Origin of the sequence: Finegoldia magna (assembly GCF_002243175.1) — a bacterium.
Taxonomy (GTDB): domain Bacteria; phylum Bacillota; class Clostridia; order Tissierellales; family Peptoniphilaceae; genus Finegoldia; species Finegoldia magna_J.
In genome coordinates, this window is the sequence record NZ_NDYF01000001.1 from 15,022 (window position 1) to 30,467 (window position 15,446).

11 protein-coding genes are annotated in these 15,446 nt (G+C 33.6%); 8 read left to right on the top strand and 3 right to left on the bottom strand.

The window, feature by feature from the left end:
• Positions 1 to 138 precede the first annotated feature (138 nt).
• The 4 genes from B9N53_RS09480 (at position 139) to B9N53_RS00100 (ending at position 6,877) form a co-directional block, all read left to right on the top strand.
• Complete coding sequence (locus B9N53_RS09480) at positions 139 to 693, top strand: sugar O-acetyltransferase (protein ID WP_094203171.1); 555 nt, start codon at positions 139 to 141, stop codon at positions 691 to 693.
• Between the two features lie 255 nt (positions 694 to 948).
• Positions 949 to 3,048 (top strand): lantibiotic ABC transporter, encoded by a 2,100-nt coding sequence (locus B9N53_RS00090; RefSeq protein WP_094203172.1) that lies wholly within the window; start codon positions 949 to 951, stop codon positions 3,046 to 3,048.
• Between the two features lie 11 nt (positions 3,049 to 3,059).
• Positions 3,060 to 3,641: a resolvase gene (locus B9N53_RS00095; RefSeq protein WP_094203173.1), complete on the top strand. Its 582-nt coding sequence runs from the start codon at positions 3,060 to 3,062 to the stop codon at positions 3,639 to 3,641.
• 86 nt (positions 3,642 to 3,727) lie between these two features.
• A complete protein-coding gene (locus B9N53_RS00100) occupies positions 3,728 to 6,877 on the top strand; it encodes a DEAD/DEAH box helicase (RefSeq protein ID WP_199797380.1) in 3,150 nt (1,049 codons plus the stop codon).
• A gap of 48 nt (positions 6,878 to 6,925) precedes the next feature.
• Here B9N53_RS00100 and B9N53_RS00105 read toward each other — a convergent pair whose 3' ends face one another.
• From B9N53_RS00105 to B9N53_RS00115, 3 genes are all read right to left on the bottom strand, one after another.
• Positions 6,926 to 7,891 (bottom strand): 3-hydroxyacyl-CoA dehydrogenase family protein, encoded by a 966-nt coding sequence (locus B9N53_RS00105; RefSeq protein ID WP_094203174.1) that lies wholly within the window; start codon positions 7,889 to 7,891, stop codon positions 6,926 to 6,928.
• A 108-nt stretch (positions 7,892 to 7,999) separates the two neighbouring features.
• Positions 8,000 to 9,055, bottom strand: coding sequence for a DUF2871 domain-containing protein (locus B9N53_RS00110; protein WP_094203175.1), 1,056 nt, complete (start codon positions 9,053 to 9,055; stop codon positions 8,000 to 8,002).
• Positions 9,042 to 9,620 carry a TetR/AcrR family transcriptional regulator gene (locus tag B9N53_RS00115; protein ID WP_094203176.1) on the bottom strand — a complete coding sequence of 193 codons (579 nt, stop codon included), beginning with the start codon at positions 9,618 to 9,620 and terminating at the stop codon, positions 9,042 to 9,044. The genes B9N53_RS00110 and B9N53_RS00115 overlap by 14 nt, the downstream gene beginning before the upstream one ends.
• 159 nt (positions 9,621 to 9,779) lie before the next feature.
• Between B9N53_RS00115 and B9N53_RS09280 the strand changes: the two genes are divergently transcribed.
• From B9N53_RS09280 to B9N53_RS00135, 4 genes are all read left to right on the top strand, one after another.
• Positions 9,780 to 10,691, top strand: coding sequence for a restriction endonuclease subunit M (locus tag B9N53_RS09280; protein ID WP_094203177.1), 912 nt, complete (start codon positions 9,780 to 9,782; stop codon positions 10,689 to 10,691).
• A 1-nt stretch (position 10,692) separates the two neighbouring features.
• Entirely contained in the window at positions 10,693 to 11,718 is a 1,026-nt protein-coding gene (locus B9N53_RS09285; protein ID WP_094203178.1) for an Eco57I restriction-modification methylase domain-containing protein, read from the top strand.
• Entirely contained in the window at positions 11,718 to 15,062 is a 3,345-nt protein-coding gene (locus B9N53_RS00130) for a DEAD/DEAH box helicase (protein WP_094203179.1), read from the top strand. Before B9N53_RS09285 ends, B9N53_RS00130 begins: the two co-directional genes overlap by 1 nt.
• 121 nt (positions 15,063 to 15,183) lie before the next feature.
• The coding region (locus B9N53_RS00135) for a GTP-binding protein (RefSeq protein ID WP_242432377.1) at positions 15,184 to 15,446 on the top strand (263 nt) is incomplete at its 3' end.

The window sequence follows — 15,446 nt, forward strand, 5'->3', positions numbered from 1 at the left end:
TGAACAAGATGAATCCAAAAATGATACCCAAAAAGACAAAAATGATACCCAAAATGATACCCAAAAACGACGACATATTGACAAATGAGCAAACTCCATTTAGTATAGAAGAATATTTTTGATACACGGAGGTGCAGTATGATAGAAAAAGAAAAAATGTTAAGAGGGGAATTGTACAATTCCAGCAGCGATAAGGATCTTGTAGAAGACCGAGAACGCGCAAAGGATTTGTGTTTTGAACTCAACAACACCAAACCATCGGATCTCGAAAAAAGAAAAAATATTTTGAAAAAATTGTTTCACAAAACAGGAGAAAACTTCCACATTGAATCGAATTTTTGGTGTGATTATGGATATAGAATTGAAATCGGAGAAAATTTCTACGCAAATCACAATGTAGTAATGCTTGATGCGGGAGGAATTAGTTTCGGAGACAACGTACTTGTAGCTCCACAATGCGGATTTCACACATCGGGTCATCCGATAGATGCCCAAACGAGAAATTCTGCAATAGAATACGCAAGACCAATCAAAGTTGGAAATGACGTGTGGATTGGTGCAGGAGTGCACGTGTGTCCGGGCGTAACCATCGGAAACAACGTAGTCATCGGTGCAGGAAGTGTCGTTGTACGTGACATTCCCGACAACTCCATAGCAGTCGGAGATCCTTGCAGAGTTATCAAAAAAAATTGATTGATGAAAAATTTTATTTAATTTAGCATAACTGGAGACAATATGGCCAAGATTTTCGATGGAAAAAGCTTCAACCAAATATATAAAACAGAAATTTAATAAACACAAAAATCTTCCGAACTTTTATTGGTTTGCCAATAATGTCGGAGGATTTTTTTTACCAAAAAGTCTAAAAATGATTGATTAATATTAGAATATGGGTATAATTAGTCTAACAATAGTTGTGAATTTTTAGACTAATAAAAGGGGGTATTTATGAATCAATTAAACATATTTGATACTGGTACAAATATTGAAAAGCTGAGAATTGTTGATGGAAAAGGTAAAAAAGCTGAAGAAGGTACGAAGCACAAGATATATCATGTTGAGCTGAAAAACATTAGCTACAAAAATGTGGAGGAGTTGTTTTTCGGATTTAATGAAATCAGGGCTATTACTTTTTCCTATGACATCAAATTTGTAAATAAAATCATGAAGATGTTTGATTATGGAGAAATTATCCTAGGAGGAAGATTTATGACCAGAAGAGACAGTGAACTTCATGAGCTTACATCAGAAGCTTATTTACTTGCAGAAAACATGCGATTGTCAGAAATGGCAGCTGATGCTGTGAGATCAGAAAAAGATTTGGTACAAATGATGAAAGAAGGATCTTTGTTAATTAAATCGCCCAAGTATGTTATAGATCACAGAAAAATCTACCTTCTTAAATCAGATGATGGACGAACGAGAGTAATCAAAGGCTCTGCTAATATGACAAGAAGAGCTTGGTCTGGAGATCAGCTGGAAATTTATGAGGTGGACGACACTTCTGAAGCGTACGTTGCTTATGCACAAGATTTTGAAACGGCTTGGAGCCTGTCAGATGACATACCAGAAGATGTGGTAGCATCGGAAAAAACTGATAATCCAGAAAAAGATATTCCTATAATCAAACAAGCACTGAAAATACAAAAAACCATCGTCCTAGAACAACCCAAAAATAGTGGAGAAGTTTACGAAAAAATCAAATACACTATCGATGCGGACAAGATTATGGAGAAGAACAAAGAACTTGTACGAAATTTAAATACAAATTCGAAAAATGGATACATTGAAATACTGCCAAATATTATCAATAAAATCGGCGTCAATGCAAAAAGACTAAAAAGAAAAAGGATAGATGTCAAAGAAATAGAAAAAGATTATCCGAAATTAACCTTCAACTTCGACACAAAAGAAGCTTTTTTGGATGGAGAATCACTAGATCTCAATCCAGAAAAAGAAGATGTAAAAAATGATATCGACTTATTATTTGAAGCTTTTGATAATTACAAGAAAGATTTCGTTGGAGATGTAGACAAAGTTAGAGATTCCCATTACAAGCTTTTAAACATTTTGTTTTCTTCTCCATTTCACGCGAAAATTAGATGCATAGCAGACATAAAAAACATCCCGACATCGAGCTTGCCATTATATACATTATTAGCATCCAAAGGTTCCAACACAGGTAAAAGTTTTATGACAGAATTTATTCTAAAATTAATGACCAATAAACAGCTAAAAGCATTCTCTGTTAAAACAGCACCTACAAAATACATCGATGGCATGCTTGAGAGTTACAAGGGAGTTCCGATTTTTATCGATGAAATAGACGGGCAATATTACGCAAGGCTTAAAGAAAAAATCAAAAATAGTCACCAATGCGAAATCATTCAAAGAGAAGAACAACCATTGATTATATTTGCAAGTAATAGCGTGAGCGATCCAGAAGAACCAGAGAGAAAAAGAATGCCGTTTTTGAGATATAATGCCGGACTTAGAACTGACATAGACCCACTATCATACGATGGAATTAGTAAGAATATGAAAATCAAAGCGACAAACGCCTTATACAGAGAATATCTTAGAAGGATGATTACAGAAGTGGACAAGCTTATCGACTACATGATTAAATCAAATGATATTGCCGATGATTACTATCCTGACATGATGCAAATCTCATCAAAAACTTTAATCGATATATTCAAAGAATTTGGATACGACCTTCCAGATTATGCAAGAGAGCTCAATTGGAATGATGATTTTTCATATCATGCAAAATACATCTCCAAAGATGCCATAGAAGGAATTAGGAAACTATGGGAAAATGAACCCAAATGCTTTATAATTAAAACAAATGTTATAATGATAACATCAGGAACCGACAAAGGGTCAAGGAAAATACTCGAAAGCTGGGCAAATTCTCTTCCTGTTGAATTTGAAGCGAAGTATTCAGACAAGAAAGATATGTCCCAAATTACAGTGAATAGATTGGAACTTGAACAAGCATTGGGTTTTAGATTCAATAAGTTTGTCAAGTTTTTTAGGAGGTAGTATAGGTGATAATGTACATTTACACCAAAACAACAGAAGATATTTCTATTTTTGAAGACATCATGGAAATTATCCACAAAAAAGATTCGGAAATTTGTGTAAGTGTCGAACACATGAGAAGCTTTCAGGAATTAGAAAAGATAAAAAACGAGATGATAAATGATGATATTTTAATAATTGGAAGCTTAAAATCCCTTGGGATAAATGAAAAAGACATCGCCAATTCTCTGAAATATTTCATTGAAAAAGGGAAATGCTTGGTTGTTTCTAACTTAGAATCCACATATAAATACGGCGTATCTCAGCCGATGAATAAAGCCATTCTAAGCACCATATTAGACTCTGTTCTCTTAAACAACAAAAACATTATCGAGCTACCTAGAAATAGAAAATTCAACTCAGGAAGAAATAAAATTGATTTTCCAAATAATTGGGAAGAATTGTATGAGAACTGGGAAAATAATAACATCTCTTCAAAAGAATTCTTGGATAAATCTGGCCTAAAAAAAGCCACGTTTTATAATATGATTACTGAATACAAAGAAATCCTGAAAGCTAATGAAGCTTTTGTCAAAAAATATAGATTAGGATAGGGTTTGACATAGGCACGATAATTGAGATTATAATCAGCGGAAATGTAGAAATAATAAAATGAAATCGATTAACAAAGGAGCATAACATGAACCAAAAAGAAAAAATATTAGAATCATGGATTATGGTGGAGCATTTATCGGAGGGAGATATCAATTTAAGAGACAGTAAGCTTTTAACTTTTCAATATCTCAAGGATGATGATTTCTATGATTTATTTAAGAAAAAGATTAAATATCTTAATCTGAATCCATATCAAAAAGGTGGAATAGTTGTATATTTTGATGTGTTTAAATTCACAGAAGTAATCGATTTTTTGAGAGATAAATTCAATCTTCCTGTATCTAATCAAGAAATCTCATTGGGCAATAAATTTTCATTCGCATTGTATTTCGATAAGGATTTGAAGCTAAGTGCTGATATGACTTTTTTAACAGAAAGTTCTTACATTAGAAATTTTCATACAATTCCTTCAGAAAAAGAGTTCAAAGAGTTTGAGGAAGATTTTAACAAAAAAATCCAAGAAATATTTGACTGTCCAGAAGATAAACCATACAAAGAATGGTTCAATAAGGCTATTTTGAATATTTTACAAACTAATAAAATAGACATCAATAACTGCAGGATGAAACCTTTGAAAAACTTGGAGACCGATGCGACTAATCTACATTCATTTTTCGTTCATGATTTGCAAAAAGCAAAATCTGTTCAATCAAAAAACTTGAACGATTATTTGATGGGAAACAGTTCAAATAGAAAGGATTTGGATAGTAGAAGCACATCTCCTAAGTTTAACAGGAATATTTTTGTAGATATTTTGCAGCCCAAAAACTATCCGTTGTCAAGGTTTCCAAGTAATTTAAAATTTGCACCATCTTTTATGCAACAAGTCGCAATCAATTTGTCAATTGGATATGATTCTAATAATATGCGAAGTGTGAATGGACCTCCTGGAACAGGGAAAACTACACTTTTAAAAGATATTTTCTCGGAACTATTAATAAAACAATCATATGAAATTTTACAATTAAAAAACAAAAAAATCGCTGGTAATGATGAGACTGTCTATTGGGAAAGCGGGTCATATAAGGCATCAATTGGTGTGCTACCATCTCAAATAGCGGAAAATGGAATCATTGTTGCAAGTTCTAACAATGGCGCTGTGAAAAATATTGTAGATGAACTTCCTCTAATATCTGAAATTGATGAATCATTGGTAGATGAGTTAAAAAAAATAGATTATTTTAAAGATATATCAAACTCTAAAGTTTCGACAAAATGGGTAAAAGAAAATGGCAAAAATGTAGAAAAGTTAGAATCTGAAAAAAACTCAGAAGAAAAATTCTGGGGATTGTTTTCTCTCGAAGGTGGAAGATCAGAAAACATGAAATATATAATCACGGCGTTAAAGCATGTGATTGAAGATTTGAAAATCAATTACATTTCAGATGATGATGTCTACAATGAATTTGAAGAAAAATACAAGGAAGCATTGTCTTACAGAGATAAAAGGCAAAAATTATCGGACAAAATTTTCTCTGTTGATAGATTTGAGTACGAGTTATTAAATAAAAAATCAGACTTCATCAAAAATGTAAAAATTAGAGAGAATGAATTGAGTAGTTTTGCAAATGAGATTAATGTACAATTAGAAGAATTATCTTCCAATAAGAATCAACTAAGCCAAAAAGTTGATGAATTGAACAAAGCATCGTCAAATATAAGTGAAGATAAGAAAATGATTGAAAATAGCATTGATGTTTTGAAATTACAGAAGCCGGGATTTTTCCAATTTAGTAGAAAAAAATCATATGATGAACAGATGAGAAAATATTCCGACGAGTTGCTAAAAATATTAGACAAAGAAAGATCTACAAAATCAATGCTAGATGATTTTGTAGAAGAGTTAAAAGTCGTTGAATCTCAAATTTCATACGGAAATAAGCTTATAAAAGATAAAAACTCAGAGATTGTACAAGCAACTCAAAAGGACGATTATGAAATCAAAAAACTAGAAGCAAAAATCAGAGATCTAAAGGATGTTTCTGTAAATACAGATGTAAATGTATTGGATTTTTCATTGTCATATGATGACTTACAAATGAGCAATCCTTGGTTTGACGAAGATTATCGTAGAATTCAGTCTGAATTGTTCATAAGTGCATTGAAAGTTCGAAAACAATTCTTGTATGAAAATATCAAAAATATTGAAGCTGCAACTAGAATATGGGACAAACAACAAACTTACTTGGACAAAAACATCGTTATACAACAAGCTTGGAACTGGATAAACATGGTAGTTCCAGTTATAAGTTCCACATTTGCAAGTATGGGAAGGATGTTTTCAAATATTCAAGCAAATTCTCTGGGACATTTATTCATTGACGAAGCTGGTCAAGCTTTGCCACAAGCAAGTGTAGGAGCAATATTTAGATGTAAGCACGTAATGGCAGTTGGAGATCCAGCGCAAATCAAACCAGTTCTAACACTAGATTCATATATACTTAGCTTGTTGGGACAAAATTATGGAGTTGGCGAAGCTTACCTATCAGAAGATGCATCAACTCAGACACTTATTGATAATGTTAGTCAATATGGATTTTACAAAGATTTGAATAATCCAGAAGATTGGATAGGGATTCCTTTATGGGTTCATAGACGTTGCAAATATCCAATGTTCAACATTTCAAATGAAATTTCCTACGGTGGAAATATGGTTCAAGGCAATAAATCAGATGGAAAAGCACAGTGGTATGATGTCGGCGGATCTGCAGATAATAAATACGTGAAAGAGCAAGGAGATTTATTAGTTCAAAAAATCAGAGAACTATCAGAACATAACGAAGATATTTTAGATAAATCCAAGAAAGACCAAGTCTATGTAATATCTCCATTCAAAAATGTTGCGTATAATTTATCCCGAAAACTTAAAGCAGATTTGGATTTTACAAGATACGATAGCAAATTCAGCCCTACAAATGTGGGAACTGTACACACATTCCAAGGAAAAGAAGCGCCAATAGTATTCTTGGTTTTAGGTGCAGATGAAAAGAGCAAAGGAGCTGCAAACTGGGCGATGGGCTCAGAAAATCCGAACATAATGAACGTATCAGCAACCAGAGCCAAAAAAGAGTTTTATATAATTGGTGACAAAAAGCTGTATTCGAATTTGGGCAGTGATGTCATAGATAAAACGATAAACGAAATTAGAAAATTTAATTCAAAAAACAATCAATAAAAACCAAAAATCTCTCGAAACGCCTCGGGAGATTTCGCTATTGTATCATTAAATTTTAAAATCTTTGTGAAGTCTTAGTATTTCGACAAGCATTCCGTCACGATATTTTGCAAGAGTTTCGTGAGTGTTGCCGATGTCTGCTGGTCTGTTTTTGATTGCTTCGTGCACACCGTCGACTGTTTTCTTTTTGATTTCGTCTGTGAATTCGTACCATGTTGCACAATCTTTGAGCCAAGTTTCCATCGAAGGGCCGATATGATTTAGCAAACCTTCAAGTCCGTGTTCACCGCCGCCAAGTTCAAATATTTGACCTGGACCCATGATTGCCCATCTAATCGCAGGGCCAAATGTCAACGCAGTTTCGCAATCTTCCATGCTAACCACACCTTTGTCCACCAAATCCATCATTTCACGCATAACCACAGCTTGAAGTCTGTTTGCTATGAAACCTGGAACTTCATTTCTGATGATAATAGGTTTCTTGCCCAAACTAGTAAACAATTCGCGAAGTTCGTTCGCAGTTTCTGGGTCGGATTTTTCTCCTTGTGAAATCTCAATCAACGGAATCAAATGAGGTGGGTTGTAAGGGTGCGCTCCGAAAATTCTTTCCGGATGCTCAGCATCTTCTGCGATTTTTGTCACTAAAAGTCCCGATGTTGCTGAACACAAAACAGCATCAGGCTTTGCGTATTTTTCAAAAACCTTCACGAATTCCTTCTTCACATCGTAGTTTTCTGGAATACACTCTTCCACAATATCTGCAAATTCTATCGCTTCTTGTTCATTCGTAGTGTAGCTAATTCTTGATAAAATCGTTCCCTTATCTTCCGTAACGACCTTCTTCTCAATCAACTCATCCACGTATTTTTCAATAATCTTCTTAGTCTTTGCTTCACTTTCCAGACTTCTGTTGTAACTAATAACGTCCATCTTGCCCATCGCAAAAAGTAGCGTAAACGACGAACCAATCACGCCGCCGCCAATTACACAGGCTTTTTCAAAATTCTTCGCCATAAAATCCTCCTTTTGTTAAATCAGATATCCAATAACTTTCACTACATATATACCCAAACAAAGTCCACAAAACACAAAAAGAGTAGCTCACATAAGCTACTCCCATAATTACTCTGCTATTTTCAAATTATATGCCCTCACAAACATCCACACAATTCCAATTCCGAGGATAATGTGGCCGATACCAGAAGTTCCGTCTATTGCCGCACGGATAATCACATCCGTTTCCTCACGAACAACCTCGTGAATTCCAATCACAACCATATTTGCAATTGTGAACGCAAGACCTGTCAGATAAATCGCGTACGGTTTCTTCAAAGATTTCACATTCTCCATATCTTTTGCCAATAAATACATCAACAAACTAACGACAAAACCAAGAACCAAAGTGTGAACGTGAACCTTGCCGAGATGAGTTGCGTCTGTAAATGCGTAGAATTTCGTGAATTCACGATAAAACACACCACCGATTAAGCCCATAATCAAAAGCGTAATCGAATTTGCGAACAAATTATTTGCCCTGAAATCACGCACAAAATATTTGAACCCCATCCACACAATCAGAAAATAAGCCACAGTTTTTGGCATCATCAAAGCACCAATCGCAGGAACAGTCTTGCTGAACAACACAACAGGAACGTAGAACAAGAATGACAACAAAATCAAAAGCCACATGTGTTTGAACGCATGCATTTCTTTTTTCTTGTAAGAGTACATCACAAGCAAAATTCCCATAATCAAGAAAGGAATATTTCTATAAATTCCAAACATATAATTTCCATCAAGAGTTCCCCAATTATTTTGTGGCAACAACACAAGAACAATCCTCAAAATAGCCAAGCCGTAAATCAACCATTTTTTTGTATTGTCCGTATCATTACTTTGCATCCTATAATAATGATAATAAAGCACGTAGAAAATCGTCATCGTAATACTCGTCGCAAATTGACCCCACGACAAAGCTGCTGCATGAGCCTCAAAACCACCAGGACTCAGATGCGCAATCACCCTTGGAAGTAAATGAAAACCATCACCAAAACCAAGCACCATCGCCATAACACCGAACAACCTCGCACCCTTGCTTTTCTCCAACAATAATCTAACGCCAAGAGCCACCAAAACCGACAAATAAATTACATCAAATAAACTCTCAAAAATCTTCATCTTTCACCCCTTTTTTCAACCAATTAATATGCAGCTTGTATTTTTTTAGAAAAACATCCCTAGACCAATTCTCCTTGAAATTTCTCTCAATCAAACTGTGAACAATAGCCTTCATAAAATACACAAGCTCCAACTTCATACCATCAGAATTATCGTGGAAAATCTCGTAATATTCCTTCTTCGTAGCCTTCCAACCATCTTCCAACTCGCTATTCCAATACAAATACCTAAACTTGTACAAATTATACTCGCCATCTTCAAAAATCAGATTGCACACCTCATCGCCAAACACATCCAATGCCCTCGACACATCGTTGTTGTTCTTCTTCAACACAGACATAAAAAGCAAATGAACATCCTTAGTTTCCTTGTCAAGAATGTAGAAGTAACAATCCTTCAAATCCTCAAAATATTGGTAGAAACTCCCACGCGCTATCGACAACCTCTCCACAATATTCTTCACATTGCAATCCTTATAAGGCTTCTTGGAAAATTCATCCTTCAAAACCTCATCAATCAAATTTCTCTTATCTTCACTCAAATTATAAAAAGTTTGCTTCGGCATATAATCACCCCTCAACTAAAATGACACACTGTCATAATTAAATTATATGTGACACAGTGTCATTAGTCAAGGGAAAAAATTTTGCTAATTATTGGAGAAAAAAATATATAATGATACAATTAATATAATAATGAAAACATTAAAATGGTGAGGAAAGATATGTCAGAAAAACTTATAGATTTTGACTCTTACGCAGTTAGAACGACACTAAAAAAACTGCTACAAGACAAAACAACCAAGAAAAATATAATATGGGCAACAAATACAAGAGAATATCTAGGTTCATCGTTTATACATAACAAAGAAATCGGAGAAAATATATTCACTAAGATAGGATTTGAGTTGGAACCACGAACTTCTAAGGAAGAAGACACGCAGTCAGAACGAACGAAAAAAAGAGCTGAAGTTTTCACACCATCATGGATAGTAAATCAGATGAATAATAGCATTGATGAAGAATGGTTTGGAAGAAAAAACGTCTTCAATGTTGAAGAAGAAATGTCGTGGAATCCTACTACAGAGGATATAAAATTCCCAGAAGGTAAAACTTGGCAAGATTACATTCAATCAACAAGGTTAGAGATTACATGTGGAGAAGCTCCGTTTTTAGTATCAAGATATGATGTATCATCAGGAGAAAGAATACCTAAAACCATAAATAGAATGGGGATTTTAGATAGAAAATTAAGAATAGTAAATGAAAATGTCACAACGAAAACAGATTGGATAAACTGGGCAGTAAAATCCGTACAAAGCTGTTATGGGTATGAATATCAGGGAGACAGTCTGTTGATTGCAAGAATAAATGTACTATTAACATTTGTAGAATATTACGAAGAAAAATGGAATGAAAAAGTTGACAGTAAAACTTTACTAAAATTAGCAAACATAATAAGTTGGAATATTTGGCAAATGGATGGATTGACAGGGACTGTTCCATTTAGTGACGAGATAAAATCGAATGAGCAAGTAAGCTTGTTTGAAACAAATGAAAGCACTGAAATAAATTGTAGAATATTCGATTGGAAAGCAAATAAATCACAAGAGTTTAATGAGTTGAAGGAGAAATAGAATGAAAAAATTTGATTTTGTAATAGGTAATCCACCTTATCAAAATAGGGCTGAGGGAACAAGCACAAGTGATGACCCTATATATAATTATTTTATGGATGAAGCTTATAAAATTTCTGAGAAAACTATCTTAATAACACCGGCAAGATTTTTGTTTAATGCTGGAAAAACACCAAAGTCATGGAATAAAAAAATTTTAAATGATGAACACTTTAAAGTTTTAAAATACACACAAAAATCTAGTAACATCTTTAGAACGACGGACATTAAAGGTGGGATTGCTATTACATATTATGATAATTCGAAAAAATTCGACCCAATAATTACTTTTTCAAGTTTTGAAGAATTAAACTCAATTAGAAAGAAAGTTGTCAATTATGAAGAATTTGAAAATATAAAATCAATAATTGATATACAAAGTAAATTTAACTTAGAAGAATTATATAAAGATTATCCCGAATATAGAAAAATAATTGGCAGTGGAGGAAAAGACAAGAGACTTAGACAAATTATAATGGAAAGATTACCAGAAATATTTAAAGAAAATGAGGAAAAAGAAAGTTATAAAATTCTGGGATTAATAAAGAAAAAAAGGGCGTATAGGTATATTAAAAAGAAATATATTGAAGACAATGAGGTCATCCACAAGTATAAGGTTTTTGTGCCCGCAGCGAACGGCTCAGGGGCAATAGGAGAGGTTTTGAGCACACCCCTAATCGGGGAACCCCTAATCGGAAATACTCAAACTTTTATATCTTTTGGTAGATTTGATACTAGGTATGAAGCTGAAGCGATGCTAAAATATTTAAAGACAAAATTTTGCAGAACACTTCTAGGAACATTAAAAATCACTCAAGGAAATAATAAAGAAACATGGACAAATGTCCCAATCCAAGATTTTACCGAAAATTCTGATATTGACTGGTCACAATCAATTCCAGAAATAGACCAACAGTTGTACAAAAAATATAATTTATCAAAAGACGAGATAGATTTTATCGAAGAGAAAGTTCAGGAGATGAAATAATGGAAAAGATTAATATCAACACAACAAAAGAAGTTATTCCACAATGTTATGCTTACACTACTCCTGGCATTTCTTATCATGATGGTTGGACTAAAATTGGATTTACTGAAAGAGATGTGGATACTAGAATAAAAGAACAAACTCATACTGCAGGGATCAAATACAAGTTACATTGGAATAAAAACGCCGTATACGAGGGAACTAACGAGTGTTTTACTGACAAGGAGTTCCACAGTTATTTGAATAAACTTGGCATTAAAAGAGAAGATAATACGGAATGGTTTCAGATAGATCCTGATAGTGCGAAGAATGATTTTAATGAGTTTCGTGAAAACAAGGGTTTTGTCGAAGATAACAACGATCCTAGTCCGTATAATCTCAGAAATGAGCAAGAAAATTGCGTGAAAAAGACTATTGAATATTTTCAATCTCACGAAAATGGAGAGTTTTTGTGGAATGCAAAGCCTAGATTTGGAAAAACTTTGTCTGCGTATGACTTGTGCATGAAAATGGGATTTAAAAATATTTTGATAGTAACAAATCGTCCGGCTATTGCCAATTCATGGTATGAGGATTACGAAAAGTTTATTGGTGCGAATTCTGGATATTATTTTGTGAGTCGTGTGGATTCTTTGAAGAATAAGAAATTCGTTCTCACAAGAAAAGAATACACTGATAGGTTAGGAATTGATGAAAACTTAAAGGGAAACATTGAATTTGTTAGTTTACAAGATATAAAGGGTTCGAAATATTTTGGTGGAGATCCTACATCCGATAAGTTAAGCGAACTTAGTAATCATATCGGAAAAGATGGAAAACAAATTGGAATTACTTGGGATATTTTAATTATTGATGAAGCACATGAGGGAGTGGACACATATAAGACTGATGTTGCATTTGATCATATTTCAAGAAAGAATACTCTTCATCTTTCGGGAACTCCATTTAAAGCGTTAGCTAATGATAAGTTTTCTGATGATGCAATATATAACTGGACTTATGCAGATGAACAAAAGGCAAAGCATAATTGGGACAATTCTAACGAAGAAGAAAATCCCTACTCTCAACTTCCACAACTTAATTTGTTTACTTACAAGATGTCAGATATTGTCAGAGATAAAATAGAAGAAGGAATTGAAATCGAAGGTGATGTGAAGGAATTTGCTTTTGATTTGAATGAATTCTTCTCAACAAATGAATCTGGTAGATTTATTTATGAGTATGATGTTGATAAATTCTTGGATGCTTTGGTTACATTGGAAAAGTTTCCGTTTTCAACCGAAGATTTGAGAAATGAGATTAAGCATTCTTTTTGGATTTTAAATCGTGTTGACAGTGCGAAGGCTTTGGGCAAGAAATTAAGAGAACATCCTATATTCAGAGATTATGAAATAATTATAGCAGCAGGAGATGGAAGGCTTGATGATGAAGCAGTAAATGAAAAAGCATACGACCAAGTTGTGAATGCTATTAAAAAATACGACAAGACTATTACTTTGTCTGTTGGTCAGTTGACAACGGGAATTACGATTCCTGAATGGACTGCTGTGCTGATGTTAAGTAATATGAAGAGTCCTTCATTGTACATGCAAGCAGCTTTTAGAGCACAAAATCCATGCTTATTTAATGATGGCAACAAAATGTATAGGAAGAAAAATGCCTATGTATTTGATTTTGATCCAGCTAGGACTTTGACTATTTTCGAAGAATTTGCAAATGATTTATCGCAATATACTTCTGGTGGACGTGGTGATACGGAAACTAGAAAGAAGCAAATCAAGGAATTGTTGAATTTCTTCCCTGTATTTGGTGAAGATCCGAATGGTTCAATGGTATTATTGGATGCTGAAAAAGTGTTGACGATTCCACGTAAGATTCATGCGACTGAAGTTGTTAATCATGGATTTATGTCGAATTTCTTGTTCGCTAATATAGGAAATATATTTAGCGCTCCTGATGCTGTAAAGAAAATAATCGATAAGTTTGATGCTATAAAAGAAAACAAGAAGTATACTGATTTGAACAATAGCAATGTCGAAGAATTGAACTTGGATGAGAACAACGAAGTTACAATTCCAATTGAAGATGTAGAAAAGAAAACAGAGAATATTTTCGGAGATAAGGTATACAAGATAATAGAAAACTCCATAAAAACAGATCAGCCTAAGTACACATTTGATAGCAATGCTACTGATACGAATAATCTAAAAAGTTTAAAACAAGCTTTTACTGATCCTGTGACAGAAACGTTAATAGATGTCGCCAAGGAATCTTATGGAAAAGATTTGAAAAAATCTACACAAAGAGATTTGGAAAATAAGCTGAACAAAACTACTGAACAGATTGTTAACAAGGAGTACGGAAGCTGGAAGATTGAAACTAATTTATTAGAATCAAAAAGGAAAGAAGAGGTACAACAGGCGTCATCTAGTGAAGAGGTTACTTCAATAAACGAAAAATACAATGACGAGTTAAGCAAAAAGACAGAAGAGTTGTTTACTAATATAAGAGAAAAGTTTAAACAAGATGATGTGTTAAAGAAATCTGGAGAAACAATTGTTGAAACTGTTGAAAAAGAAAAGAAGAATGACGAAAAACACGAAATAGAAAATAGTGTGAGAGATCATTTGAGGGGATTTGCAAGGACTATTCCTTCTTTCTTGATGGTTTATGGCTCAGAAGATGTAACGCTTGATTCATTTGACAAGATTGTTCCAAATGATGTTTTCCTAGAAGTCACAAGTATTACTTTGGATCAATTTAGATTTTTGAGAGATGGCGGAGAATATTATGATGAAGAAGCTGAAGAAACAAAACATTTTGATGGTCAGCTATTTGATGAAATAGTGTTCAACGATTCTGTTATTGAATTTTTGAATAAAAAAACTGAGTTATCAAATTATTTTGACGAAAATATTAAAAAGGATATTTTCGATTACATTCCACCTCAAAAAACCAACCAAATATTTACATCTAAGAAAATTGTAAAAGAAATGGTGGACATGTTGGAAGAAGAAAATCCAGGATGTTTTGATAATCCGGACAAGACATTTATTGATTTGTATATGAAATCGGGATTGTATATAACTGAGATTGTTAAAAGGCTTTATAGAAGTGAAAAAATAAAGAAAATGTTCCCTGATGATCAGGAAAGATTAAATCACATATTTGCAAATCAAGTGTTTGGACTTGCTCCAACTGAAATAATTTATAGGATAGCTATTAATTATATTTTAGGTTTTTCAGATAAAATAAACATTGAAAAGCACAATCTTAGGAAACTTGATTCTCTAAAATGTATCCAAGACGGAAACTTGGAAGAAAAACTTGATGAAATATTTTAAATTTACGCCTCACCGATGATCTGTCGGTGAGGTTTTAGTTTTGTAAATTTCCCCCAAAAAATGTAATTTGTTAACGTTTGTGATATAATAAAAATAACTAAAAATTTCCAGGAGGGAAGCAATGAGTAAAGCTAAATTTGAAAGAAATAAACCACACGTAAACATTGGTACAATCGGTCACGTAGACCATGGTAAAACAACATTAACAGCAGCAATCACACTTGTATTAAACAAGAGAATGGGATCAGGAGAATTCATAGACTACGCTAACATCGACAAAGCACCAGAAGAAAGAGAAAGAGGAATCACAATCAACACTTCTCACGTAGAATATGAAACAGAAAAAAGACACTACGCACACGTAGACTGTCCAGGCCACGCTGA

Bases quoted from the DNA above. Each gene is read 5' to 3' on its own strand.
- B9N53_RS09480 (WP_094203171.1), top strand. From the start codon at position 139: ATGATAGAAAAAGAAAAAATGTTAAGAGGGGAATTGTACAATTCCAGC.
- B9N53_RS00090 (WP_094203172.1), top strand. From the start codon at position 949: ATGAATCAATTAAACATATTTGATACTGGTACAAATATTGAAAAGCTG.
- B9N53_RS00095 (WP_094203173.1), top strand. From the start codon at position 3,060: ATGTACATTTACACCAAAACAACAGAAGATATTTCTATTTTTGAAGAC.
- B9N53_RS00100 (WP_199797380.1), top strand. From the start codon at position 3,728: ATGAACCAAAAAGAAAAAATATTAGAATCATGGATTATGGTGGAGCAT.
- B9N53_RS00105 (WP_094203174.1), bottom strand. From the start codon at position 7,891: ATGGCGAAGAATTTTGAAAAAGCCTGTGTAATTGGCGGCGGCGTGATT.
- B9N53_RS00110 (WP_094203175.1), bottom strand. From the start codon at position 9,055: ATGAAGATTTTTGAGAGTTTATTTGATGTAATTTATTTGTCGGTTTTG.
- B9N53_RS00115 (WP_094203176.1), bottom strand. From the start codon at position 9,620: ATGCCGAAGCAAACTTTTTATAATTTGAGTGAAGATAAGAGAAATTTG.
- B9N53_RS09280 (WP_094203177.1), top strand. From the start codon at position 9,780: ATGTCAGAAAAACTTATAGATTTTGACTCTTACGCAGTTAGAACGACA.
- B9N53_RS09285 (WP_094203178.1), top strand. From the start codon at position 10,693: ATGAAAAAATTTGATTTTGTAATAGGTAATCCACCTTATCAAAATAGG.
- B9N53_RS00130 (WP_094203179.1), top strand. From the start codon at position 11,718: ATGGAAAAGATTAATATCAACACAACAAAAGAAGTTATTCCACAATGT.